Origin of the sequence: Rhizobium sp. L9 (genome assembly GCF_002531885.1) — a bacterium.
Classification (GTDB): domain Bacteria; phylum Pseudomonadota; class Alphaproteobacteria; order Rhizobiales; family Rhizobiaceae; genus Rhizobium.
The window spans coordinates 23,656-47,975 of record NZ_NWSZ01000037.1 but is presented as its reverse complement, the minus strand read 5'-3'; the positions used below and the strand labels follow the sequence as shown (position 1 = coordinate 47,975).

Below are 24,320 nucleotides of genomic sequence, written 5' to 3'. Positions count from 1 at the left end.
AGAAGCGGCAAGGGCGTCAATTCGCCTCGCCCAGGAAATGGAAGGCGAGGCCCTCCTCGCTCTCCTTGGCGGCCGACTTGATGACGGCAATTTCGGCGCTGACGCGGTTGATATCGTCGATGACGAGGCCTTCCGGCAGCTCGAGAACGCCGATCGAGCAGCGCATCAGCGGGAACAGGGCCTCGGCGCCGGTGCGGTCGTGGCCGAGGACGCGCCCGGCGGCGCGGTGCTCGTCGGAATAAAGATCGAGCACGTCGTCGTGGAAATCGCTGATCAGCCGGTCGAGGATCTCGGTCAGCTCCTCCTTGGTCCAGCCGACGACGCCGATGAAAAAATCGTCGCCGCCGACATGGCCGAGGAAATGGCGCTCGGCGAAGAAATAGCGGCGCATCAGCGCGGCAAACAGCGAGATCGCGTGGTCACCGAGATGGAAGCCGTAAGCGTCGTTGAAAGGCTTGAAATTGTCGAAGTCGCAATAGCAGAAATGCCGGACCTCATCGCCGTCGCGGCCGGACTGGCGCATGAAATCACGGATGGCGTGGTTGCCCGGCAGGCCAGTCAGAGGGTTCTGGTCCTGGGCAGTCTTCAGCTGTTTCTCATTGATGACCTTGATCAACGATGCGGCGGAAACGACCCCGGCATAACGCATATTGTCGGTCAGGATCAGGCAGTTGCTGCCTTCCATATTGGCGAAGATCGCCATCAGCTGTTCGGCATCACTGTCGAGGCCGACGATCGGCGCCATCTCGACGAAATGCGAAATCGAGCGCTCGTACATCTTGTTCTTCAGGAGGTCGCGGCCGAAAGGCTGATAAATATATTCCTTGAGGTGATGCTCATGGATAATGCCGCGCGGCTCGTCATTAGCGTTGAGGACGGGAAAAAAGGCCTGGCGCGGATTGCGGCGGAAAAGTTCGAAGACGCTGTCGATGCTGTCGTTTTCGTAGACCGTCGGCAAGAGCTCGATCTGCTTGCGGATGAGAATTTCGTCGAGCGACTGGCTGCCGCGCTTGCTCTTCCCGAGCTCCTGCAGATGCGGAAAGGATGGGGCCAGCTCCGACATATGCGTCGTCGGCCGGGAAATGAACCAGCCCTGGACGAGATCGACACCATATTCGCGGCAGGCGATGAATTCGGCTTCGGTCTCGATGCCTTCGGCGATGACGCGCGTTCCGAGCACGTGGGCGATGTTGACTATGCTCTTCAGCAGATGGCGCTTGCGCGGGCTGCGGTCGATCTCAGCTACGAAATGGCGGTCAATCTTCAGATAATCCACGGCATGATCGCAAAGCAGTTTCATCTCGCCGTGACCGACGCCGAAATCGTCGATCGCCAGCTTGAAGCCGGCCTTGCGCAGCGTGGAAACCAGGGCGGCGAATTCCGGCACGCTGGTATTGTCGAAACGTTCGGAGAATTCGAAACAGATGGAGGACGGCGGAATATTCGCGGTTCGCAAATGTTGCAGGAGGCTCTCGACCAGGCGCTCGCCATCGCGGATCAGCCGGACGTCGAGATTGAGGAACAGGGTCGAGGTGGAGAAATTCGACAACGTCGCGAACTTGGCGAGCGCACGGCTGGCGACCATCTGTTCGAGCTGCAGCAGCTGGCCGGTCCGATGCGCCTCGTCGAGAATGTCGGCCGGCGTGTCGTAGCCGATGCGTTCCTGGCCGCGCATAAGGGACTCGTAACCGAAAACCGTACCGGTGCCGGCTTCGACGATCGGCTGGAAGGCGTTCTCGACCACGAGCTTGGCAAGGGTTACCATCTGATCGCTCGCATAACGGCGGAGCACGCCCGGCTCGACGGCGCCAGCCAAGGATATTGCAGTGTTCATTGTGGGCCGATCTCCACTGCGACTTGTTCTTCTTGCTCAGAAACCTGCCGCAGAAGGATCAACGAACCCTTTCGCCAATATGAAAGTTTTGTGAAAGACGCGGATACCCGCCACGCTCCCGCGTGAATTCGAATTCCCGAGCACAATCAGGCGCTTGTTCAGGCGGAGCGACGGCGCTGCGCCTCGTGATCGGCGAACATGTCGGCGACGCATCTGCCGCCGGAGGCGACGCTCTCGTCGTCGAGGAGATCTGCCTTGATTTCGCCGAGCTTGCGGGCGGTATCCCAGAGGCGAAGCGCCTCGCGGACGACCTCACTGCTCGAGGCGTAACCACCCGTGTCGACGGCGGCACGGATGCCCGCTGCCTGTTGCGGAGAGAGGGAAACGGTGACCATCGGCATGAACTTCCTCCCTTTTTTTCTTCAGGCAGAACCCTGCCGTTGGGGGACGCATGACCATTTTCGGCATTCCCGGCGCTTCAAGCCGGCGCCTTGGTGCGTTCGCACAACCATCCGGCATGCCGGACGGTCCTAATCCGTAAAGTCTAATCCCCCGCCATTCCCTTGTCAAAAAAGAAAAGGTCCATCGCGGTTCAACTGCGCAAGCCAAGCCCAACGGCGATCATCGTCCACCCCTGGACCATCAGGTCGAAGGCTAGAAAAAGGCCAAGGATCCAGAGGCTGTTGACCGGCCAGCCCAGTGCGATGACAAAGCCGGCCAGCGCCGTCATGACGCCGCTTGCAGCGATCCAGCGCCAACCCTTGAGCGGTCGCATGCGCATCCCGACCCAGAGACGGAATATGCCGGCCACCAACAGCGCAATGGCAAGAAACAGGGTCAAGGCGGCCGAGGTGAAGATGGGATTGACGAAGGCGCAGATACCGGCAAGCACGTAAAGCACGCCGCTCAAAGCCCAGAAGAGCACCTGATCCCAGCGGCGCAACTGAAAAGCGTGGACGAGATAGATGACGCCGCCGGCCAGCATGAGCATGCCGACATAAAAAACCGAGGCGACGGTCGCCATCAGCAAATTGCTGAGAGCGATGAGGCCGCAGATAAGAAGCAGAACCCCGAGGCCGAGGAACCATACCCATTTCGACCGCAGCGAGGATTCCGGCATTTCGTTGAAGACGCTGGTCATAGCACACCTCCTGATCACTTGAATATGTTGCCCCAGCTCTTCCGGAAAAGATGTGAGTCAAATCAATTCGCCGAAGATTTTTGTTGATTGATCAGTCAATCAAAAATACCATGGCACGGTTTTCAGAGGGTTGTCGTTTGCCGAAAGTCGGAATGGAGCCAGTGCGCCGCAAGGCGCTTGTCGATGCGGCGCTGCGGGTGATCGGCGATCACGGCTCGCTTGCCGTCACCATGTCCGACATCGCCCGCCAGGCCGGCGTCTCGCCTGCCCTCGCCCATCATTATTTCGGCAGCAAGGAACAATTGCTGATCGAGACGATCCGCTCGCTCCTGAGACAGTTGCGCAGCGATACGGTGGCAGCACTCAAGGCAGCGAAGACGCCGCGCGAACGGCTTTCGGCGGTGATCCGCGTCAGCTTCCACGCCGACCAGTTCGCGCCGGAGACGATTGCCGCCTGGCTTGCCTTTTACGCCGAAGCGCAGCGTTCCGAGGAGACGCGGCGCTTTCTGGTGATCTATGCCAGGCGGCTGCGCTCCAACCTGCTTGCCGATCTAAGGGCGCTGCTGCCGGCCGACGCCGCAGAACGCATCGCCGAGGGCGCAGCGGCGATGATCGACGGGCTCTATATCAGGCAGAGTCTGAAATCGGCACCGATCGGCATCGAAGCCTCGATCGCGCTGACGGAGGATTATCTGAACGCGCTTCTATCCACCACTTCCGCCAAGGACAAATGACATGAAAGCCCAGCCGAAATCCTCGCACTTCATCGACGGCGAATATGTCGAGGATACCGACGGCACCGTCATCGAGAGCCTCTACCCTGCCACCGGCGAGGTGATCGCCCGGCTGCATGCGGCAACGCCTGCGATCGTCGAGAAGGCGATTGCGGCGGCCAAGCGCGCCCAGCCGGAATGGGCGGCGATGAGCCCGATGGCACGCGGCCGCATCTTGAAGCGCGCGGCTGAGATCATGCGTGAGCGCAACCGCGAGCTTTCCGAACTGGAGACGCTCGATACCGGCAAGCCAATCCAGGAAACGATCGTTGCCGACCCGACCTCGGGCGCTGATGCCTTCGAATTTTTCGGCGGCGTCGCGCCGGCCGGCCTCAACGGCGCCCACATTCCGCTGGGGCAGGATTTTGCCTATACCAAGCGCGTTCCCCTCGGCGTCTGTGTGGGCATCGGCGCCTGGAACTATCCGCAGCAAATCGCCTGCTGGAAGGCTGCCCCGGCGCTTGTTTGCGGTAATGCCATGGTGTTCAAGCCCTCCGAAAACACGCCGCTCGGCGCCTTGAAGATTGCCGAAATCCTGCATGAGGCGGGGCTGCCGAAGGGCCTCTTCAACGTCATCCAGGGTGACCGCGACACCGGGCCGCTGCTCGTCAATCATCCCGACGTCGCCAAAGTGTCGCTGACCGGCTCGGTGCCGACCGGACGCAGGGTCGCGGCGGCAGCCGCCGGCCGCCTCAAGCACGTCACCATGGAGCTCGGCGGCAAGTCGCCGCTCATCGTCTTCGACGACGCCGACCTCGATTCGGCGGTCGGCGGGGCGATGCTCGGCAATTTCTATTCCACAGGCCAGGTCTGCTCGAACGGCACGCGCGTCTTCGTGCAGAAGGGCATCAAGGCTGAATTCCTCAAGCGGCTGAAGGCGCGCACTGAGGCGATGCTGATCGGTGATCCGTTGGACGAGGCGACGCAGATCGGCCCGATGGTCTCCTGGGCGCAGCGCGAGAAGGTGATCGCCTATATCGAGAAGGGCAAGGCCGAGGGCGCGACGCTTGTTGCCGGCGGCGGCATTCCGAACAATGTCTCGGGCGAGGGCTATTACGTGCAGCCGACCGTCTTTGCCGATGTCACCGACGATATGACCATCGCCCGAGAGGAGATCTTCGGGCCGGTCATGTCGGTGCTCGATTTCGACGGTGAGGAAGAGGTAATCGCACGCGCCAATGCCAGCGAATTCGGCCTCTCCGGCGGCGTCTTCACCGCCGACCTCACCCGCGCCCACCGCGTCGTCGACCGGCTGGAGGCCGGCACGCTGTGGATCAACACCTATAATCTCTGCCCGGTGGAAATCCCCTTCGGCGGCTCGAAACAATCGGGCTTCGGCCGTGAGAATTCTCTGGCGGCGCTGGAGCATTATTCCGAGCTGAAGACGGTTTACGTCGGCATGGGGCCGGTGGCGGCGCCTTATTGAGAAACATTTGCCTCCGCCCCTGCCCCTCACCCTAACCCTCTCCCCGTAAGAACGGGGAGAGGGGACGTGCCAAACGCAGCGTCAAGGTTGAGCGAAGCCGGTGCGGCATATCCCCTTCTCCCCGCAGGCGGGGAGAAGGTGCCGGCAGGCGGATGAGGGGCAGGCTCCAGGAAAAACAAGAAGCAGCCGGATGATGGCAGCTCAAGGGAAACAAATAGATGCAAGCAGATTTCGTCATCATCGGCTCGGGCTCGGCCGGTTCGGCGCTGGCCTACCGTCTCTCCGAAGACGGCAAGAACAGCGTTCTCGTCATCGAGGCCGGCGGCAGCGATTTCGGGCCGTTCATCCAGATGCCGGCAGCCCTTGCCTGGCCGATGAGCATGAAACGCTATAATTGGGGCTATCTCTCCGAGCCGGAGCCGAACCTCAACAACCGGCGCATCACCGCGCCGCGCGGCAAGGTGATCGGCGGCTCCTCCTCGATCAACGGCATGGTCTATGTGCGCGGCCATGCCGAAGACTTCAACCGATGGGAAGAACTTGGCGCCAGCGGCTGGGCCTATGCCGACGTTCTCCCCTATTTCAAGCGGATGGAACATTCGCACGGCGGCGAAGAGGGCTGGCGCGGCACGGACGGGCCGCTGCACGTGCAGCGCGGCGGCTTCACCAATCCGCTCTTCCGGGCCTTCGTCGAGGCCGGCAAACAGGCGGGCTTCGAGACGACGGAGGATTACAACGGCAGCAAGCAGGAAGGCTTCGGCCTGATGGAGCAGACCATCTTTGCCGGCCGCCGCTGGTCTGCCGCCAACGCCTATCTGAAGCCGGCGCTGAAGCGCCACAATGTGGGGATCGTCTATGGCCTAGCGAGCAAGATCGTCATCGAGAACGGGCGGGCGACCGGCGTGGAGATCGAACGCGGCGGCAGGACAGAGGTGGTGAAGGCCAACCGCGAGGTGATCGTCTCCGCCTCCTCCTTCAATTCGCCGAAGCTCCTGATGCTGTCCGGCATCGGCCCGGGCGAGCATCTGAAGGAAATGGGCATCGAGGTGAAGGCCGACCGTCCTGGTGTCGGCGCCAACCTGCAGGACCATATGGAATTCTATTTCCAGCAGGTCAGCACCAAGCCCGTGTCGCTCTATTCCTGGCTGCCCTGGTTCTGGCAGGGAGTGGCAGGCGCGCAATGGCTGCTCTCCAAGGGTGGGCTCGGCGCTTCCAACCAGTTCGAGGCCTGCGCCTTCCTGCGCTCGGCCCCCGGGCTGAAGCAGCCGGATATCCAATATCACTTCCTGCCGGTGGCGATCAGCTATGACGGCAAGGCGGCGGCCAAGAGCCACGGCTTCCAGGTGCATGTCGGCTACAATCTGTCGAAATCGCGCGGCAGCGTGACGCTGCGCTCACCCGATCCCAAGGCCGATCCGGTGCTGCGCTTCAACTATATGAGCCATCCGGAGGACTGGGAGAAATTCCGCCACTGCGTTCGGCTGACCCGCGAGATCTTCGGGCAGAAGGCCTTCGACGCCTATCGCGGCCCGGAGATCCAGCCGGGCGAAGAAGTGCAGAGCGACGATGAGATCGATGCCTTCCTGCGCGAACATCTGGAAAGCGCCTATCACCCCTGCGGCACCTGCAAGATGGGCGCCAAGGACGATCCGATGGCGGTGGTCGATCCGCAGACGCGGGTGATCGGCGTCGATGGCCTGCGGGTCGCCGACAGCTCGATCTTCCCGCACGTCACCTACGGCAACCTGAACGGCCCGTCGATCATGACCGGCGAGAAGGCGGCGGATCATATTCTCGGCAAACAGCCGCTGGCGCGCTCGAACCAGGAGCCGTGGGTCAACCCGCGGGCGGCGGTCAGCGACCGGTGATATTTGGGGTGAACATCTATCGTCACAACGACAGAAATACGGATGCCGGAATCAGAAACCGCTCACTCAGCGCGCGCGCTTGCCGAACATTGATCTGTCGCTTGCCGCTCAATATCTCAGACACGACGGACTGAGCCCCCACTTCCGGCAGATCTGACTGGGCAAGGCTCCGCTCCTCCATGACATAGCGGAGTGCATCGGCGCCGGTCACTGGAGGCATTGGGCGGTTTTGCTCGTCATAGGCCTCAACGAGATCCGCCATGCGAGACGCGAGCAACGCCAAGGGATGATCCTCGTCGTCGCCCACTTCAGCAAGAATCTCGTCAAGTTGCTTCACGAGATGATCATACTCAGCTTCACTGGCCGGCATGGCAAGAAGAGGAGCCACATGCATCCAGTGCTCGCTTACCCGTTCTACAAGTGCGCTCATCGCCCTAACCCTTCCATGCTCCCTTGTCGTACTCGGCATGATCCATGATCCGCTGAATATAGACCTTCCTGAATTTGTAATGTACGACCGCGATCAAGCGCAGCTTATTGCCGCCGATGTCGAACACGTGGTGCTGCCCGACTTTATCCGTTGCCGGAAACAGTGACTTCATATCGGCGAAGTCTGTCGGCTCCGACGACTTCATCAGTCGATACCAAGTATCCAGGGCATTGGCCGCATGAGGCCATCGATCCTTTTTCTGCGTGATGACGTGCATGAACTCGAAAGCGCGTATCGCATTTTGCTATGACTGCAATCTAGCGCAACCATCTAATTATCGCAAGTTGCTATGAGGAGATCGAAGACCTGCGGGCGGGCTTTTTGCCTCAGAGGAAACCGATCCACCGGCCAGCAAGCACGACAGCGATCCAGACCGTGGCCGACAATGCCGCAGAGAAGCGCAGGCGGGGCCGGATGATGCCTGACGACACCGCCGTTTTCCAGCCTCGCCCGAAATGCACGATCGACAGGTTGAGAACACCTAGGGTGATCAGGCACAGCTTGGTAAGGAAGGCGGGATTGGCGGCATATTCGACCGCTCGTACGCTGAAGAGGCAGAAACCGGTGAGGATGGCCCCGACGAGGCCGATGCCGGCGGCGCGCGACAGGAACGGGGCGAGGATTTCCACCGGCGCCTTTCGGAAGAAGCCGGCGAGCCTCAGATCAAGCGGCAGAATGGCGCCGACGAGCAGGCCGATTGCCAGGATATGAGCGGCATTGACAAGCATGTAGAGCGTTCCGGAGCGCCGGAGGGCGACCGCAGGCGTCGTCGCCGACACCCATTCGAGAATCTCGATCACAGCCTGGTTCGCCCGGAAATCAGTTCGTCCGGATGCGGTCGGGATAGATATCGTAGCGCTTCTCGCCGATGGTGATGCGAACTGCCTTTAGCCGCTTTTCTTTCTGATCCTGGGAACGGTTTCCGAGCGCCACGACCTGATCGCCGGGCTTGGCGACGCCTTCGACGAAGCCTGAGCGTTCGGTCTGCCGTGGATTGCCGAGTTCGACGCGCCAGACGCCGTCATCGGCGGTAGCGATATCGAGCGTCGGATGCGGCCAGCCCATCGATATTCTCTCGATGGTGCCGCGCAGCTCGATCTGGTCCGCCTCGGCCCACGACCAGCCGTGATGGGCGGCAGCACCCGTGGCAAAAACCGCCACGAGCATTGCCACGGCAACTACCCGCTTTACTGAAATTATCGGCATGATGGTTCTCCCTACCCGAATGGGCAAGCAGGTGGAGCATGCCGGCGGCGAGAAAAGGTATTTCACCAAATCTTGAAGAAAGAGGTGGTTCCCTTCCGGCAAACCGGTTTAGGAAGGGTCGGCTTCGCCAGGCTTGCGGATCTGGCGCAGCACTCCTTTGCCGGCATGGCCGCTTCCGGGCAATGGGGTTTTCTGCTGCCGCTTCTCATCACGCCGCTCGGCTTCATGCGCCGCTCGCCGCATCGTCTTCGCCATCGAGGAAATGAGCCGGACCTATGAGTCCCGTGCGAACGGGATGGTGTTGACGGCCGTCATCCTTTCGGGCCTTGCCGCCCTCGGGCTTGCCGGCAGCTACAATTATTCGGAATTATGTAGCAAATGCCACCAGCCGGTGATCGTGCGCGGTGACCGCTTGCGCGGCCAACAGCGGTCATGGGTAGTTTCACCATGCACGCTGAAACAGTCAGGCCGACAGAAGCTTTCCGATGTCTCGGCGTGGCGGAGCCCCGAACAGCCGGGCATATTCCCGGCTGAACTGTGAGGGGCTGGCATAGCCCACCTCAAAGGCGACCGTTTCCGCCGACATTTCGCGCGACAGCATCAGCCGGCGCGCCTCCATCAGGCGGATCTGCTTTTGAAACTGCACCGGTGTCATCGCAGTCAATGCCTTGAACTGACGATGGAAGGCTGTCGGGCTCAGGCCGGCGAGCGCGGCAAGATCATCGACGCGCACCTGCTTGTCGAAATTGCCCCGCAATGCGTGGATCGCTTCGACCAGACGCCTGTTTCGCTCCGCGCCGACGACCATGCGGGCGAAGACAGCGCCATGTGGCCCGGCCAGCAGGCGGTAGCAGAGTTCGCGTTTGACGCCGGGATACAGCAGCGGGATTGCCTGCGGCTCGCCGAGCAGGCTGACGGCGCGCGCGGCGCAGCCGAGGATCGCCTCGCTGAGCTCCATAACGAAGGCGGCGGCATGCTCGTCGGAGGCCGGAGTGGGCGGTGCCTCCATGCTTTCATAGACTTCGCGTAGGATCGCCTGGTCGAGTTCGATGACGACGCTGAGATAGGGCGCATCCGGCGCGCCATGCACCACCTGGCTTGCACCCGGCATCTCGACGCTGACGACCATGGCCTGGCTGGTGCGATAATGGAGCCTCCGTTCGCCGAACGTCGTCCATTTCGCCCCCTGCACCACGATGCAGAGCGCCGGCCGGTGAATCAGGTGGTTCGGATGCCGCTCGGAAAAGGATCGGAGCAAGGCCAGCCCGTCGATCGGTGTGAAATAGGGGCTCCTGTTTCCATGAGCCGCAAACGCGGCGACGACAGCATCATACAAGATCGAAAGAGCGCCCAATCGCATTCCCCGCAATTCTGGAATTCCAAACTAACGCCGGAGGCAGGATCAGGCAAGAAAGAAGCTGATTCCGGCATGTTCGCCCGTGCTTCGCCCTCTTATGTTCAGCGTCGTCAGTCAAAGGAGAACGGCGATGACACAGAATTCTGAACGCAAAATCGCAATCGTCACCGGCGGCAGCCGCGGGTTGGGCCGCAACACCGTGCTCACCCTCGCCAGACGCGGTGTGGACTCGATCCTCACCTACAATTCCAGCAGGGCGGAAGCCGAAAAGGTCGTGGCCCTGGTTGCTGAAGCCGGCGCCAAAGCCACTGCCCTCAAGCTCGACACGGGTGATGCCAACGGTTTCGACCTTTTCGTCGACGCCGTAAAACAGGCGCTTGCCGATCTAGGCGCCGAGCGCTTCGACTACCTCGTCAACAATGCCGGAACCTCGCACCACAACAGCATCGAGGCGACGACGGAAGATGAACTGGACATGCTTTACAATGTGCACTTCAAGGGCGTTTTCTTCTTGACGCAGAAACTCTTGCCGCTGATCAATGACGGCGGCCGGATCGTCAACCTGTCGAGCGGCCTGACTCGCATCATCGTTCCTGGCAGCGCTCCTTACGGTGCAATGAAGGGAGCGGTCGAGGTGCTGACCCGGTACATGGCAAAAGAGCTGGGACCGCGTCGCATCGCCGTCAATGTCGTCGCGCCCGGCGCCATCCAAACCGACTTTAGCGGCGGTATGGTGCGCGACAATCCGGATCTGAACCAGCGTGTCGCCGAAATGACGGCGCTGGGCCGCGCTGGCCTGCCCGACGATATCGGCCCGATGATTGCCTCGCTGCTCTCCGAGGACAATCGCTGGGTCAATGCCCAACGCATCGAGGTCTCCGGCGGCATGTCAATCTGAGACGCCGGTCCGGGCTGAGTTCAAATAATCCTACCGTTTCGCAAACGATGGAGATTCGATCATGATGATGAACAGACGCACATTTTCGAAAACTTTGCTCGTCGGTGCCGCCACGTCACTTGTTGCGACACATGCCGGCCTTGCCGCCACACCCACGCCTGCAAAGGCGCGCAATGTCGTTCTCGTGCATGGACTTTTCGCCGACGGATCATGCTGGACCGAGGTTATCGGCCGGCTGCAGGCGAAGGGCCTGAACTGCACGGCGGTCCAGAACCCTCTTACTACGCTTCCCGATGCCGTGGCGGCCGCCAGGCGCGTCCTCGACCGGCAGGACGGTCCGACCGTCTTTGTCGGGCACTCCTTTTCGGGGATGATCCTCACCGAAGCAGGCGTACATCCGAACGTCTCTTCACTGGTTTATGTCGCTGCCCGAGCACCGGATGCAGGTGAGGACTATGCAGCTTTGGCAAAAACCTACCCGACACCACCCGCAACCGCGGGCATTGTCTTCGACGGCGACGAAGGACGGCTGACGGAAGAAGCGTTCCTGCGCGATTTCGGGGGCGATCTTCCCGAGGCGAGGGCAAGGGTGCTCTATGCCGTTCAACAACCATTCCAAAGGGCGTTGCTCACCGGCAAAACCTCAAACGCTGCTTGGCGCTCCAAGCCAAGTTACTACGCCGTTTCGACGCAAGATGGGACGATAAATCCAGACCTGCAGCGTTTCATGGCCAGACGCATGGGCGCTAAAGCCATCGAACTCGAATCCAGCCACCTGTCGCTCATTTCACATCCGGATGAGATCACCAAGCTCATTCTGGAAGCTGCCGGGCAATCATGACATTGGATCCCCTGACGCCGCGCGAGCCGATATTCCGAGCCTAATTGCTGCCGGCAAGGCCAACGGGGAGCTCGCCGAGGCACTCGGAAAGACGCCGGCCCGGATGACGATCCGATGGCGGCGGTCGATCCGCAGACGCGGGTGATCGGCGTCGACGGCCTGAGGGTCGCCGACAGCTCGATCTTCCCGCACGTCACCTACGGCAATCTCAACGGCCCTCGATCATGACCGGCGAGAAGGCGGCGGATCATATTCTCGGCAAGCAGCAGCTGGCGCGCTCGAACCAGGAGCCGTGGGTCAGCCCGCGGGCGGCGGTCAGCGATCGATGATGAGTGGCGAAAGCTGCCAGGCCGCCATCACAGAAGCAATTTTCGGAAGAAAGAGGTGGCCCAATCCCTGCAAACCGGTTTAGGAAGAGGCCTGTCCAACATCCGCGCTCCGGCATGCCCGTGTTCCATCGCAAGTCCAGACTTTTCCGTAGATCGCGTGTCCTGTGGGGCTCCTTCTCCCTCTGGCGTCCACGGTTGATCTTCTGGTTCGGCGCCTTTGCGATCGGCATCATCAGCGTCGGCTTCGCCAGGCTTGCCGATCTGGCGCAGCGCGGCTTTGCCGGCGTGACCGCTTCCGGGCAATGGGGTTTTCTGCTGCCGCTTCTCATCACGCCGCTCGGCTTCATGCTATCGGCCTGTCTCGCGGCAACATTCTTCCCGAACGCGCAGGGCAGTGGCATTCCGCAGGCGATTGCCGCGCGGCATCTGCGCGATGCGGAGGACCGCACGCGGCTGCTGTCGCTGCGGCTCGTCTTCGGCAAGATTCTGCTGACCGTGCTGGGGCTCGCAAGCGGTGCATCGATCGGCCGCGAGGGGCCGACCGTGCAGGTGGGCGCTTCGATCATGCTGGCCGTCGCGCGCTTCGGCGGCATGGCGCAGGCGCGCGGGCTGATCCTCGCCGGTTCGGCGGCCGGCATCGCCGCGGCCTTCAACACACCGCTCGCCGGCATCGTCTTCGCCATTGAGGAAATGAGCCGGACCTATGAGTCCCGAGCGAACGGTCTGGTGTTGACGGCCGTCATCCTTTCGGGTCTTGCCGCGCTCGGACTTGCCGGCAGCTACAATTATTTCGGGTCCACCGCGGTCGCCCCGGCCTCGGTGGGCGACTGGGAACTGGTGCTCATCTGCGGCATCGGCGGCGGCGCACTGGGTGCGGCTTTCAGCGGGCTTGCGCTCCATCTCGGACAGCAGGTTCGCCGGTGGGCACATCCGCAGCCGCTGCCGCGGATGGTGATGCTGGCAGCGGCCTGCGGGCTTGTCGTCGCGGCGATCGGCATCCTCTCGGGCGGCATGACCTTCGGAACGGGCTACGACCAGGCGAAAGGCGCCGTCGAGGGCAATCCCCTGCCCCTGCTGTTCTTCCTCGAAAAGCTTCTTGCGGGCTTTCTGTCGATGATGTCGGGGATTCCGGGCGGCATCTTCGCGCCCTCGCTCTCCGTCGGCGCCGGCTTCGGCAGCACGATCGGCCAGATCATGGGCAGCAGCATAGCGCTTGCGGCTATTCTCGGCATGGCCGGATATTTCTCCGGCGTGGTGCAAGCACCGATGACCGCCTTCGTCATCATTCGGGAAATGACCGGCGACCATCAGGCCGTCATTCCGATCATGGCGGTATCGATGATCGGCTACATCACCTCGCGCATCCTGTGCCGCGAGCCGCTCTATCACGGCCTGTCGCGCGTCTTCATCGCCGCAGCGATCCGAGCCCGGCGCGCCAGGGAAACGGCTGAGAACTGATCAGGCGAGCAGGCGGGTGACTTCGGCGCCTTGCCGCGGGGCGACGGCATCGGCGATCGTAGTCGAAAACAGCACCTTACGGGTGGCGTCAGCCACTTTGGCGAAGACGTGTCTGATTTCGCAATTCTGTTCGCCGTCGCAATCGTCGCACCTGCGATAGGCGGTGATCGACAGGCACGGCAGCGGGGCGATCGGACCGTCGATGATGCGCAGGATTTCGCCGAAGGTGATGGTGTGGGCGGGCTTGAGCAGGAGATAGCCACCCTGCTTGCCCCGGCGGCTGACGACGATGCCGTGATGTTTGAGGTCGAGCAGGATCTGTTCGAGGAACTTCTTCGGGATCTTCTGCTGCGCGGCGATATCGGAAATCATCACGGGTTCGTCGGCACCGGCATCCGCCAGAACCGTCAGCGCCCGCAGCGCATATTTCGCCTTTTGCGTAATCATCTCAGACCGTCAACACACACAGGCGGCGCGCATCCCGCGCCGCTTCACACGTATATTCGCCTCTATGGCACAACCAGCATGAACGGAATTTGAACGCGCCGGCAGAACGCCTTGAGGGACAAGCATTTTTGGCCTTGTTTTTCACGCTTGGCCAAGCCCTCGCAAACTACGCCAAATCAGTGCCTTCCGCACCTTTTTCAGCATCACTTCAGATTTCGGATTGACAGGCTGCGTGTAAGTCTACTAATTCGATAGACATTGAAGCTGCCGACGCGGATTTCGCCCGCGGGCGGCTGCTTTTCTGCATTGCGGCAGCTTCGGAGAGATATTTGCTCTTCCGGCCGCAGCTTTCGAAATCCCTTTTTCTGTCCGATCCAGGCTTGAACTGCGATACTCCCGGCAACTAAGGACAGGATTTCCATGACTGTTATCAATCCGAATACAGAAGCCGAGGCGCTGAACGACAAGCTGGCAGGCCTCGACCTTGCCGGACGTCTGTCGCTGGTGGCAGGCCTTGGCGGCCGCGTGGTGTTCACCACCTCGCTCGGCATCGAGGACCAGGTGATCACCGCCGAGATCGGCACGCATCGCCTGCCAATCGACATCGCGACACTGGAAACCGGCCGCCTGTTTGCCGAGACGCTGGCGCTGATCGACGAGACGGAAGCCCAGTACGACATCCATATCCAGCGCTTCGCGCCAGAGAAGGCCGATATCGACGCCTATGCCGCGCAATACGGCCTCAACGGTTTCTACGAGAGCGTCGAAGCCAGGCATGCCTGTTGCGGCGTGCGCAAGCTGAAACCGCTTGCGCGTGCGCTCGAAGGGGCGACGATCTGGATCACCGGTCTGCGCCGCGGGCAATCGGCCAACCGCGCCGAGACGCCCTTTGCCGAATATGACGCCGAACGGCACCTCCTGAAGGTCAATCCGCTAGCCGATTGGGACATCGAGGCGATCAAGGCCTTCGTTGCCGAAAACGGCGTGCCGGTCAATCCGCTGCATGCGCGCGGCTATCCCTCGATCGGCTGCGAGCCCTGCACAAGGGCGATCAAGCCCGGCGAGCCGGAACGCGCCGGCCGCTGGTGGTGGGAGCAGGACGAGAAGCGCGAATGCGGCCTGCATGTCGCCGAAGAGGCCGCGGCGATCGCCGCACAATAACTATCTTCCCGGCTTTTCGGATCAGGGCGCGGCGATCGCCGCAGGCCCCGAAGAGCCACAATCGAGAAAGCCCTGCGGGCAGCCGCAAGGACCGACAGTCTGGAGTAAGACATGCCCGATAGCCGTCCGGATACGGAACTCAGCAATCCCCAGAGCGCCAAGGCGCCGCTCGACCCGCATCTGAAAGCGCTCGAAAACGAATCCATCCACATCTTCCGCGAAGTCGCAGCCGAATTCGAGCGTCCCGTCATGCTCTATTCGATCGGCAAGGATTCCTCAGTGCTGCTGCACCTGGCGCGCAAGGCTTTCTATCCCGGCCGCGTGCCCTTCCCGCTCTTACATGTGAACACCGGCTGGAAGTTCCGCGAGATGATCACCTTCCGCGACGAGACCGCGAAGAAGTACGATCTCGATCTCATCGAGCATATCAATCCGCGAGGCGCGGCCGAAAACATCACGCCCTTCACCCATGGCTCGGCCGCCTTCACCGACATCATGAAGACCGAAAGCCTGCGCCAGGCGCTCGATGCCGGCCAGTTCGACGCCGCTTTCGGCGGCGCCCGGCGCGACGAGGAGGCAAGCCGCGCCAAGGAGCGCATCTATTCCTTCCGCACTCCGGACCATCGCTGGGATCCGCGCAACCAGCGACCGGAACTCTGGAACATCTACAACGGCATGATCCGCAAGGGCGAGAGCGTGCGCGCCTTCCCGCTGTCGAACTGGACCGAGGTCGATATCTGGCGCTACATCCAGGCCGAGGACATCCCGCTCGTGCCGCTCTACTACGCCCGCAAGCGCAAGTTCGTCGAGCGCGACGGTATGATCATCCTTGCCGAGGATCCGCGCCTCGAGCTGCTGCCCGGCGAAGTGCGCCAGGAGGGCATGATCCGCTTCCGCACGCTCGGCGACTTCCCGCTGACCGGCGCCATCCGTTCCGAGGCGAGCACGCTCGAAGAGGTGATCGCCGAACTCGAAATCGCAACGGTGTCCGAACGCCAGGGCCGCGCCATCGACCGCGACCAGTCCGGCTCCATGGAAAAGAAGAAGCGTGAAGGATATTTCTGAGATGACCGCAGCCAACACCGCCGTCTCGGCCGCAACCGTCGCCAGCCTGCCCGCCGCCGAGCCGCAGAAGGCTCAACGCGACTCGCGCCCGCTGCGCCTGATCACCTGCGGCAGTGTCGATGACGGCAAGTCGACCCTGATCGGCCGCCTGCTGTGGGACACCAAGGCCGTCAAGGAAGACCAGGCCGCCACGCTGCAGCGCGATTCCACCGGTAAGCAGAACGACCTCGGCCTGCCCGACTTTGCGCTCTTGCTCGACGGCCTGCAGGCCGAACGCGAGCAGGGCATCACCATCGATGTCGCCTATCGCTATTTCTCGACCGACAAGCGCTCCTTCATCGTCGCTGACACGCCCGGTCACGAGCAATATACCCGCAACATGGCGACCGGCGCCTCGACGGCCGATCTCGCCATCCTGCTCGTCGACGCCCGTCTCGGCATCCTCGAACAGACGCGCCGCCACGCTACGATCGCCTCGCTGCTCGGCATCAGGCAGTTCGTGCTTGCCGTCAACAAGATCGACCTGACGGGCTATGACCGCGCCGGCTTCGAGAAGATCAGCCACGAATTCCGCGAATTCGCTCTGTCGCTCGGCGTCAAGCAGATCACCGCCATTCCGATGTCGGCGCTGAAGGGCGAAAACGTCGTCTATTCCGGCCAGGGCGCCATGCCCTGGTACACTGGCCCGACGCTGGTGGAAACTTTGGAGCTTGCCACCGTGCGCTCGTCGCAGACGGTCGGCTTCCGCCTGTCGGTGCAGCGTGTGTCGCGTCCGGGCGAAAGCTTCCGCGGCTATCAGGGCACGGTTGCCGGCGGCTCGGTCAAACCGGGCGACAGCGTCATGATCCTGCCGTCGGGCATGGTCGCCAACGTCTCCAAGATCGTCACCTTCGATCTCGTGCGCAACGCCGCCGTTGCCGGCGACGCGATAACGCTGGTGCTCGACCGCCAGGTCGACGTGGCACGCGGCGACATGATCGTCTCTATCGACGCCCAGCCGCAGGTCGGCCTGGCCTTCGACGCGCAGATCGTCGCGCTGCAGCCCGAAGGCATCGAGCCCGGCAAGCGCTACTGGCTGAAGAGCGGCAGCCGCCGCCAGCGCGTCCAGGTGCAGCCGCTCAGCCAGCTCGAATTGAAAACCGGCACCTGGAACCCCGCCCAGCGGCTCTACATGAACGCCATCGGCAAGGTTCGGCTTGCCTTTGACGAAGCGGCAATCTTCGATCCTTACGAGCAGAACCGCCAGTCCGGCTCCTTCATCCTGATCGATCCGGAGACGAACAACACGGTCGCCGGCGGCATGGTGACCGGCAAACGCACCGAACTCGGCGGCCTGCACAATGGCGAAGCCCGCGTCATCCTCTCGCTGCCGGCCGACTTGGCCGAGCAGATCATGGCCAGCGAACTCTTCGCCAGCCGCAGCCATGAGGCCGAGGTCCGGCGGATGACGGCAGCCGAGGCGGCCGAGTTGTGGTCGAGCGCCGCAAGCGATATTTGATCATGGATCAAGGGGCCAGCCAGACTGGCCTCTTTTCCAACACTGCGGACTGGCGGATTTCCCCAAGCAGACCTCCGCTGAGAGGTTGCAGCCCTGAGAACAGTCACTTGACCGCCCTGCGAACGGTTTCGATGAGAAGACCGAAATCAGTGGGCTTTTCCAGGATGACCGCGCCCGCGAGGACTGGGTCAGATGCAAGTTCATGGGCAGGACTTGCTGTCGCCAGAACGATCGGGACATTCAACTGGCGAAGCTTCGCAGCTACCGCGGTCACTCTTGCCTCGCCGAGATGAACGTCAAGGACAGCAACGTCAGGTCGATCCTGCTCCAGCAGATCGAGAGCGCGCTCGTTCGATGACACCGGGCCAAGCACCTGCAATCCGGCAGCGGTCAGTTTACGTCGGAGTTCATCGGCGATGAAGAACTCGTCCTCGACGACGAGGACCTTGGTCGCGCCTGCCCTCGTGTCGACAATGTCGCTCACATGACCTCACATCGGAAATTTGATCGTCGCAGTGAAACCACTGGGAGGATAGTTAAGTTCCACGCTTCCACCCATATGGGCGGCGAGGCCTTCGATTAGTTCGGTCCCGTAGCCCTGGCGTACAGACTCATGAATAGGCGGCCCTGCTTCCTCGCGCCACTGACATACGAGCCACGTCCGGTCCCGCGGCCCGGCTTCCATTTCCCACGTCACCCGTATCTTTCCGCCGGGCACCGAGGCAGCACCATGCTTCAACGCGTTCGTGCCGAGCTCGTGCAGGATCATGCTGACCGGGAGAACCTTTGAACTTCCAAATTCTACGGACGGTCCAGAGCATTCGAGCCGTTCCCAAACCGTCGCACCGACCGCGCCTCGCAGCAATGCTTCGAACTCAGTCAGCCCGCCAATGGCAGCAACTTCCTGAGCTCGAAAGGTGATATCGAGCCTTCCAAGCAGCGCTTCCTTGAAGCTTGCCACAGCCGGATCGTCGGTCCTGGTGTTGTTCACGACCGACTGAACGACGGCCGACAGGTTCCTCAGCCGATGCCGCATCTCGGCCACGATGAAGTCCATCTCGGCATCGTGGCGCCGGCGCTCCGTCACGTCATCGAAGATGACCAGGATGTTGGGACTGTTGTTATCCGGATGAACGAGGCGGCGGGCATCGACAAGGAATGTACGCTGGCCGATCGTCGGGAATTCATGCTTCACTTCGAACCCAATGACGGCGGCCGCCCGTGGGATCACCGAGGCTATGAGCTGCCGAAGCTCCGGAATATCCCATTGCCCATTTCCAAGCCGGAAGAAGTTCTGCGAGAGGATGTCGTCCCGCTCGACTTCGAAAGTCTTGATGAATGCATTGTTTGCGGTCGTCACACAGAGATTCTGATCCAGCACGACAACGGGCTGGGTCATCGTGTCGACGATGCCCTGGGCCTGTACGTGCCCGGTCTTCATCAGGCGATACAAATCTTCCAGCAACATCGATGGCATTCCCTCCTCACCGCACGCTTAACGAGTCGACAATATGAAGGCCCCCACAGCCCCTGCGTCTAAAGTAATCTTTTCTGCATGGCTGGCAATGTCCGCCAGGTGGCGGCCCGGTCAAGCCCGGTGACAGCGTCATGGGCTGCCACAGGCTGCCCTGCCACCGAGACTATGTTTGCCATCCGTTGGCCGCTTTCTCCCGGTCGGATACTGGCCGCGTGCTTGGAACTAATGACGGGCGAGACTGTTTCAGCTGTGACTTTGGCATGACGTTGACACGCCCTCCTGGCTGGGTAAGCCTCGATTTTGAGGAGACTTGCATCATGAAGAATTCGTCCACAATTCGTTCAGTCGCGGCTGCGGTTATCGCGGCGGCGGGAGTAAGCTTCGCCGGCTCCGCGCATGCCGACAGCGGTACGATCAGCTTCTCGGTCTACAAGGCTGCCTTCTTTGTGGGTGGTACTGGAGGCGAAGGCACGCTCACCTTCCATGGTCGCCGCTATCCCATCACTGTCGGCGGCATCTCAGGAGGCCTCGCCTTCGGGGCTTCTAAGACCAATTTTCATGGTACCGTTCGCCATATCCGCCGCGCTCAAGATGTGACGGGGGTCTACGGTGCGGCGGGTGGTGGCGGCGCGCTCGGCAAAGGTGCCCAGATGATCGTCATGACCAATGAGAAGGGCGCCGAACTCGAACTCTCAGGCAAGCAGGTAGGCCTGCAAGTCAACGCCGATCTCAGCGGCATTGCCATCACGGTAAAGTAAGGGCCGTCGTCCCGAAGCGGTCGCGATGCGCAGAGTTGCTAGAGGCTTGCGGCCGGTCAGTGTGCGATAATTCACGATTGGCCGCTAAAAAATCAGTGTTTGCAGAAAACGGACTTTTTCAATTCACGATTCGGAGTTTACCGCTTGCCCGCGGGCTCATGTGAGGCCATTCTTAGATCGGATCCTGGCGATGCGGTGAGACGAGAGGTCAGGCCTGCAACGCTCAATCTCGACCTCGCAGTACTTCACGTGGCGCCTTTGCTCGACTGATCCCGAGCGAGGAGGTTATCCATGTCCACAAACCATGTCGACCATCCGCTACAACCGGGCGACCGGGTCCCGAACGTTGTGTTTGATGCCATCTCGCACGAGGGGAAGATCGCACTTGATGATTTTCGTGGCCGCAGCCCGTTGTTGATCGGTTTGTTTCGGGGCCTGCATTGCCCGTTCTGCCGGCGCCATGTCGCCGCCATGTCATATCTCAACCCGGTACTGCGTGAGAAAGGCGTCCAATCCCTGGCTGTTGTAAATACCCCGGTCGAACGCGCGCGGCTCTATTTCCGTTACCATCCGATACCCGATCTTCTTGCTGCTTCCGACCCGGTACGGGCTTCGCACCAAGCCTTCGGCTTACGCGAGGTCGGGATCGATACGCTCATGGCGATACGGATCGATCTTCCGGGCGAGTTGCCCGAGCCTATGGGCGTGAGGGCAATGGACGAATTTCTCAACGAGAAGGAAGGATATCAAATGACGGAAGCCGATCAGCAGATGATGACCGCCGACCATGGGCAGCTTGTCGGTCAGTTCCTCATCGACCGGGAGGGCATCGTACGGTGGAGCTTTACTGAAGCTCTGGAGCCCGGGCTACAAACATTCAAGGCACCGAATTCCCAGGAATTGATGTCGGTAGCTTCCCAAGTCGCACCTTGAGAGGAAAACTCGCTCGACGTCCACCGCCCGGGTGGTGAGTTCCGGAACTGCTGCGACCTTTTGCGCTAGAACACTCCGTATCACGCGGATATATAGATCATGCTGCGTTGGCTTTTTAGCGGTACCCGATGCCCAATTCTCCCGATTCCTCAGGTGAAAGCGTTAGCAGCTCGATCTCGGGTCGCAATCAGACAGCAGATCCGGCGGCGCAAGCGGCCTCGGATCCACCAGACATTACCAAAGTCGACGACCCGCAACCGCCCCACGGATCCTTCGGCCAAACCAGACAGGCCGCGAGCAATCTATTGCATGCGCTGCGTCACGATTTGCGGGCAAGTGCCGCCTTGGCGAAGAGCAGGACGGCCGCTTCGCTTTTGAGGCGGATGCTCAGGAGGTCGATGCGGCGGGCAGCCACATCGGCTCCAACTCAGTGGATGACCACCGCTCTGGCCAGAACCCGCCGCAGGATTCGCGATCGGCGCACCAATCCGGCTGAAAGCAGCCAGCCCCGATCCCTTCTGGCGGGCTGGCGGAAATACGCTCTCGGGTCGATCCTTCTTGTCTGCCTCCTCGTCGGAAGCGTGCTGGTGTGGGCATTGAAAGACGTGCCCTGGAGCGAGATCCGGGATGGAACGTTGAAGCCGGTCGTGGTGCTGGAAACCGCCGACGGCGCGCCATTGGTGAGACAGGGGCCTTATCAAGGTCCCTATGCGCGCTACGACCAGTTTCCACCCCATCTGATCGATGCCGTGCTGTCGATCGAGGACCGCCGGTTCATGGATCATTTCGGCGTCGACCCCAGGGGCATCGGCAGGGCGTTTCTGCGGAACTTGGAGGCCGGCTCGGTGGTGGAGGGCGGCAGCACCATCACTCAGCAACTCATCAAGCTGCAATATCTCGACAGCGACCGGACGATAAAACGAAAGATTCAGGAGCTTGTCATCGCCGTCTGGCTGGAGTGGAAGCTCGGCAAGCATGAAATCCTGACGCGCTATCTCAACAGCGTTTATCTTGGCGCCGGTGCGACCGGCATGCCCGCCGCCGCGCGCATCTATTTCAACAAGGATATCGGCGCCCTCAACCTTCCGGAGTCGGCGATGCTTGCGGGGCTGCTGCGAGCGCCCAGCCAATGGAACCCCATCGACAATTTCGAAGGCGCCCGGCAGCGCACCCTGGTCGTTCTCGACGCGATGACGGCCAATGGCAAGATCACCGCGCCAGAGGCGGCGGAGGCCAAGACGAGCTTTGCCAAGCTGCACCCAACAACGCCGACGCCGCGCTCCGGCAGCTGGTTTGCAGACTGGATTTCGCCGCAGGCGAGCGAGATCGCCGGCTCCTCGCCAGGGTCGACGACGGTGCGCACCACGCTGGTGCCGCAGTTACAGCAGATCGCCGAGAGGATCGTGAAACGGTCTTTGGACGGCGAAGGAAAATCCGCAGGAGCATCGCAGGCTGCGCTGGTTGCGATGACACCGGACGGCGCTGTCGTTGCGATGGTTGGCGGGCGCGACTACAAGGCGAGCCAGTTCAACCGCGCCGTCACTGCGATGCGCCAGCCGGGCTCCACCTTCAAGCTGTTCGTCTACTACGCAGCATTGAAGGCTGGGCTCACCTTGTCCGACCAGATTCTGGACGCACCAATTGAAATCGACGGCTGGTCGCCGGAAAATTCCGGCGGCAACTATAGTGGGTGGGTGACGCTCGCCGAGGCGTTCGCGCGATCGCTCAATGCCGCGTCGGTGGCGCTTGCCCAAGAGGTCGGTCTGGACAATGTGATTGCCGCGGCGCGCGAACTCGGCATCGATGCGCCACTGGCCGACACGCCGTCATTGGCGCTCGGTACCTCCGAAGTCAATCTGCTCAATCTCACCAGCGCCTATGCCTCCGTCCAGCTCGGCAGGGCACCTGTCAAGCCCTGGGGTATCATCGATTTCCAAGCGGCAGGGCAGCCAAAGGCCTTTCGCGTTGGCGCCCAATCGAAGCCGAATGTCGATCTTTCGCCTTACCAGTCCGACCTCCTCGGGCTCCTGCAGCTGGTGGTCGAGCGCGGCACTGGACGTGGTGCAGACCCCGGCACCTTTGCGGCCGGCAAGACCGGCACCAGCCAGAACAATCGTGATGCCTGGTTCGTCGGCTTCACGGACGCCCTGGTCGTCGGTGTCTGGGTCGGCAATGATGATGACGCGCCGATGAAGGGCGTGACGGGCGGCGCCCTGCCCGCCCATATTTGGCGGGACTTCATCCGCGAGGCGACGATCGAGCCGACGCTCAACGGCGTGCGGTCGAGCGAAGCGGTCGTCGATGGTCAAGGCGCACCGCAGTCCTGCAACATCAGCGCCTGCTCGCGCAGCTACCGCTCCTTTCGCCCATCCGATTGTACCTATCAGCCCTATTCGGGCGGCCGAAGGCTTTGCGAAAAGTGATCTGGTTCGGCAGAGATCCAACCGCGGGGACTACCGGCCAAAAGCGTTTTTCAGCGCATCGGCGACGACGCGGACGGAGGGAACGTCCTTGATATCGGCATGGACCACCAGCCAGACCTCTCTCGTCAACGGCTGTTCGGTCTCGATGCGCTGCAGACCGCTCGACTCCGCGACGGCGAAATCGGGGAGCATGACGACACCTGCACCAAGGCTTGCAGTTGCAGCCTGAAACTCCAAAACGGACGATCTCACAGCGATCGGCCGGCCGGCGGCCAGTTCGATCAGCCGCAATTGCTGCGGTGAGGCATTCATGGTTTCGTCGTAACCGATGAAGGTCCAGTCCGACGGCGGAACCGTTTCGAGATAGGCCTTCGATGCGTAGAGATGAAAGCTTGTCTCGCCGAGCTTGGCGATCGCGTAATCTCCGTCCTCAGGACGCGACATTCGCACGGCCACATCCGCCTCCCGCCTGTTGAGGGAGGCGAGGCGCTTTTCTCCGACAAGCGTGATCTCAACGCCGGGATGGTCTCGCCTGGCGGCTGCGATGGGTTTTGCAAGCAGCATGCTCGAGAGCGCGGGAGGGGCACTGATCCTGACATGGCCGCGCAATTCCGTGGCGCTGCTGCGGCCAAGCTGCTCGATGGCGGCTGTCTGGACCGCGACGAGAGCGGCGTGCCTTGCAACCTGCTCTCCATCTGAGGTCAAGATGATGCGGCGTCCGCGGCGGTCCACGAGTTTGCGTCCGAGACTGGATTCGAGCGACGAAACCCGCCGACTGACGGTCGCATGTTCGACGCCGAGTTGCTTTGCTGCACTCAGCAAGGTTCCCGATTGCGCGAGGGCCAGGAAATGCCGAAGGTCGTCCCAATCGAGTTTTGTGAAATCTCTCCCAATCATTGTGCAGCAATAGGGAATTTTCACCCATACCGCCATCGCT

General features: G+C 61.7%; 24 protein-coding genes and 3 pseudogenes. 15 read left to right on the top strand and 12 right to left on the bottom strand.

Translation table 11 applies throughout. The features are described from left to right. Positions 1–16 precede the first annotated feature (16 nt). The 3 genes and pseudogenes from CO660_RS29160 to CO660_RS29150 all read right to left on the bottom strand — a co-directional run bounded on the left by CO660_RS29160 (position 17) and on the right by CO660_RS29150 (position 2,975). Positions 17–1,874: pseudogene (locus tag CO660_RS29160) on the bottom strand (EAL domain-containing protein). A 118-nt stretch (positions 1,875–1,992) separates the two neighbouring features. After that, positions 1,993–2,235, bottom strand: coding sequence for a type II toxin-antitoxin system ParD family antitoxin (locus CO660_RS29155; protein ID WP_064801122.1), 243 nt, complete (start codon positions 2,233–2,235; stop codon positions 1,993–1,995). A 191-nt stretch (positions 2,236–2,426) separates the two neighbouring features. Then, the gene (locus CO660_RS29150; protein ID WP_085777365.1) at positions 2,427–2,975 is read right to left on the bottom strand and encodes an HdeD family acid-resistance protein; all 549 of its coding nucleotides are present in this window, start codon (positions 2,973–2,975) and stop codon (positions 2,427–2,429) included. A 152-nt stretch (positions 2,976–3,127) separates the two neighbouring features. Between CO660_RS29150 and betI the strand changes: the two genes are divergently transcribed. From betI to betA, 3 genes are all read left to right on the top strand, one after another. Next, complete coding sequence (gene betI / locus CO660_RS29145; RefSeq protein ID WP_245421402.1) at positions 3,128–3,709, top strand: transcriptional regulator BetI; 582 nt, start codon at positions 3,128–3,130, stop codon at positions 3,707–3,709. 1 nt (position 3,710) lies between these two features. Then, positions 3,711–5,174 (top strand): betaine-aldehyde dehydrogenase, encoded by a 1,464-nt coding sequence (gene betB, locus CO660_RS29140; protein WP_097601532.1) that lies wholly within the window; start codon positions 3,711–3,713, stop codon positions 5,172–5,174. Between the two features lie 218 nt (positions 5,175–5,392). Then, positions 5,393–7,042 carry a choline dehydrogenase gene (gene betA / locus CO660_RS29135; RefSeq protein WP_097601531.1) on the top strand — a complete coding sequence of 550 codons (1,650 nt, stop codon included), beginning with the start codon at positions 5,393–5,395 and terminating at the stop codon, positions 7,040–7,042. Between the two features lie 22 nt (positions 7,043–7,064). Here the strand turns inward: betA and CO660_RS29130 are convergent, their stop codons facing one another. From CO660_RS29130 to CO660_RS29115, 4 genes are all read right to left on the bottom strand, one after another. Continuing rightward, positions 7,065–7,472 carry a transcriptional regulator gene (locus CO660_RS29130; RefSeq protein WP_097601530.1) on the bottom strand — a complete coding sequence of 136 codons (408 nt, stop codon included), beginning with the start codon at positions 7,470–7,472 and terminating at the stop codon, positions 7,065–7,067. A 4-nt stretch (positions 7,473–7,476) separates the two neighbouring features. After that, positions 7,477–7,749, bottom strand: coding sequence for a type II toxin-antitoxin system HigB family toxin (locus CO660_RS29125; protein WP_097601529.1), 273 nt, complete (start codon positions 7,747–7,749; stop codon positions 7,477–7,479). Positions 7,750–7,858: 109 nt separating this feature from the next. Beyond that, complete coding sequence (locus CO660_RS29120) at positions 7,859–8,332, bottom strand: DUF6644 family protein (protein ID WP_097601528.1); 474 nt, start codon at positions 8,330–8,332, stop codon at positions 7,859–7,861. Between the two features lie 19 nt (positions 8,333–8,351). Beyond that, positions 8,352–8,738, bottom strand: a complete 387-nt coding sequence (locus CO660_RS29115) for a DUF6152 family protein (RefSeq protein ID WP_097601527.1) — start codon at positions 8,736–8,738, stop codon at positions 8,352–8,354. A 105-nt stretch (positions 8,739–8,843) separates the two neighbouring features. Between CO660_RS29115 and CO660_RS34140 the strand changes: the two are divergent. Next, positions 8,844–9,099, top strand: a pseudogene (locus tag CO660_RS34140) (hypothetical protein); the annotation flags it as partial. A gap of 102 nt (positions 9,100–9,201) precedes the next feature. On the opposite strand, the gene CO660_RS29105 reads toward CO660_RS34140, so the two are convergent. Further along, on the bottom strand, positions 9,202–9,996 hold the full coding sequence (locus CO660_RS29105) for an AraC family transcriptional regulator (RefSeq protein ID WP_245421401.1): 795 nt from the start codon (positions 9,994–9,996) through the stop codon (positions 9,202–9,204). 42 nt (positions 9,997–10,038) lie between these two features. Here CO660_RS29105 and CO660_RS33490 point away from each other — a divergent pair, with 42 nt between their 5' ends. From CO660_RS33490 to CO660_RS29085, 5 genes and pseudogenes are all read left to right on the top strand, one after another. Next, positions 10,039–10,242 (top strand): hypothetical protein, encoded by a 204-nt coding sequence (locus CO660_RS33490; RefSeq protein WP_176536403.1) that lies wholly within the window; start codon positions 10,039–10,041, stop codon positions 10,240–10,242. Further along, positions 10,226–10,993 (top strand): SDR family oxidoreductase, encoded by a 768-nt coding sequence (locus CO660_RS29100; RefSeq protein WP_097601526.1) that lies wholly within the window; start codon positions 10,226–10,228, stop codon positions 10,991–10,993. The genes CO660_RS33490 and CO660_RS29100 overlap by 17 nt, the downstream gene beginning before the upstream one ends. Positions 10,994–11,054: 61 nt before the next feature. After that, the gene (locus tag CO660_RS29095; RefSeq protein ID WP_097601525.1) at positions 11,055–11,834 is read left to right on the top strand and encodes an alpha/beta hydrolase; all 780 of its coding nucleotides are present in this window, start codon (positions 11,055–11,057) and stop codon (positions 11,832–11,834) included. A gap of 105 nt (positions 11,835–11,939) precedes the next feature. Then, positions 11,940–12,163, top strand: a pseudogene (locus CO660_RS29090) (GMC oxidoreductase); the annotation flags it as partial. Positions 12,164–12,277: 114 nt separating this feature from the next. Then, the gene (locus tag CO660_RS29085; protein WP_097601524.1) at positions 12,278–13,621 is read left to right on the top strand and encodes a chloride channel protein; all 1,344 of its coding nucleotides are present in this window, start codon (positions 12,278–12,280) and stop codon (positions 13,619–13,621) included. On the opposite strand, the gene CO660_RS29080 is transcribed toward CO660_RS29085, so the two are convergent. Next, positions 13,622–14,068: an Rrf2 family transcriptional regulator gene (locus CO660_RS29080; RefSeq protein ID WP_097601523.1), complete on the bottom strand. Its 447-nt coding sequence runs from the start codon at positions 14,066–14,068 to the stop codon at positions 13,622–13,624. Between the two features lie 420 nt (positions 14,069–14,488). Between CO660_RS29080 and CO660_RS29075 the strand changes: the two genes are divergently transcribed. The 3 genes from CO660_RS29075 (at position 14,489) to cysN (ending at position 17,792) form a co-directional block, all read left to right on the top strand. Beyond that, positions 14,489–15,229 (top strand): phosphoadenylyl-sulfate reductase, encoded by a 741-nt coding sequence (locus CO660_RS29075; protein WP_097601522.1) that lies wholly within the window; start codon positions 14,489–14,491, stop codon positions 15,227–15,229. Between the two features lie 111 nt (positions 15,230–15,340). Next, positions 15,341–16,294 carry a sulfate adenylyltransferase subunit CysD gene (gene cysD / locus CO660_RS29070; RefSeq protein ID WP_097601521.1) on the top strand — a complete coding sequence of 318 codons (954 nt, stop codon included), beginning with the start codon at positions 15,341–15,343 and terminating at the stop codon, positions 16,292–16,294. A gap of 1 nt (position 16,295) precedes the next feature. After that, complete coding sequence (cysN, locus tag CO660_RS29065; protein ID WP_097601520.1) at positions 16,296–17,792, top strand: sulfate adenylyltransferase subunit CysN; 1,497 nt, start codon at positions 16,296–16,298, stop codon at positions 17,790–17,792. Between the two features lie 103 nt (positions 17,793–17,895). Here the strand turns inward: cysN and CO660_RS29060 are convergent, their stop codons facing one another. Both CO660_RS29060 and CO660_RS29055 read right to left on the bottom strand, forming a co-directional pair. Next, a complete protein-coding gene (locus CO660_RS29060) occupies positions 17,896–18,276 on the bottom strand; it encodes a response regulator (RefSeq protein ID WP_097601519.1) in 381 nt (126 codons plus the stop codon). Between the two features lie 6 nt (positions 18,277–18,282). After that, a complete protein-coding gene (locus tag CO660_RS29055; protein ID WP_348627657.1) occupies positions 18,283–19,269 on the bottom strand; it encodes a PAS domain-containing protein in 987 nt (328 codons plus the stop codon). A 317-nt stretch (positions 19,270–19,586) separates the two neighbouring features. Here CO660_RS29055 and CO660_RS29050 point away from each other — a divergent pair, with 317 nt between their 5' ends. The 3 genes from CO660_RS29050 (at position 19,587) to CO660_RS29040 (ending at position 23,383) form a co-directional block, all read left to right on the top strand. Further along, positions 19,587–20,027, top strand: a complete 441-nt coding sequence (locus CO660_RS29050) for a hypothetical protein (protein WP_097601518.1) — start codon at positions 19,587–19,589, stop codon at positions 20,025–20,027. 291 nt (positions 20,028–20,318) lie between these two features. Further along, complete coding sequence (locus CO660_RS29045) at positions 20,319–20,960, top strand: peroxiredoxin-like family protein (RefSeq protein WP_097601517.1); 642 nt, start codon at positions 20,319–20,321, stop codon at positions 20,958–20,960. Positions 20,961–21,394: 434 nt separating this feature from the next. Beyond that, complete coding sequence (locus tag CO660_RS29040; RefSeq protein WP_245421400.1) at positions 21,395–23,383, top strand: PBP1A family penicillin-binding protein; 1,989 nt, start codon at positions 21,395–21,397, stop codon at positions 23,381–23,383. 30 nt (positions 23,384–23,413) lie between these two features. Here CO660_RS29040 and CO660_RS29035 read toward each other — a convergent pair whose 3' ends face one another. Beyond that, positions 23,414–24,280 carry a LysR family transcriptional regulator gene (locus CO660_RS29035; protein ID WP_210421956.1) on the bottom strand — a complete coding sequence of 289 codons (867 nt, stop codon included), beginning with the start codon at positions 24,278–24,280 and terminating at the stop codon, positions 23,414–23,416. Between the last annotated feature and the right edge of the window lie 40 nt (positions 24,281–24,320).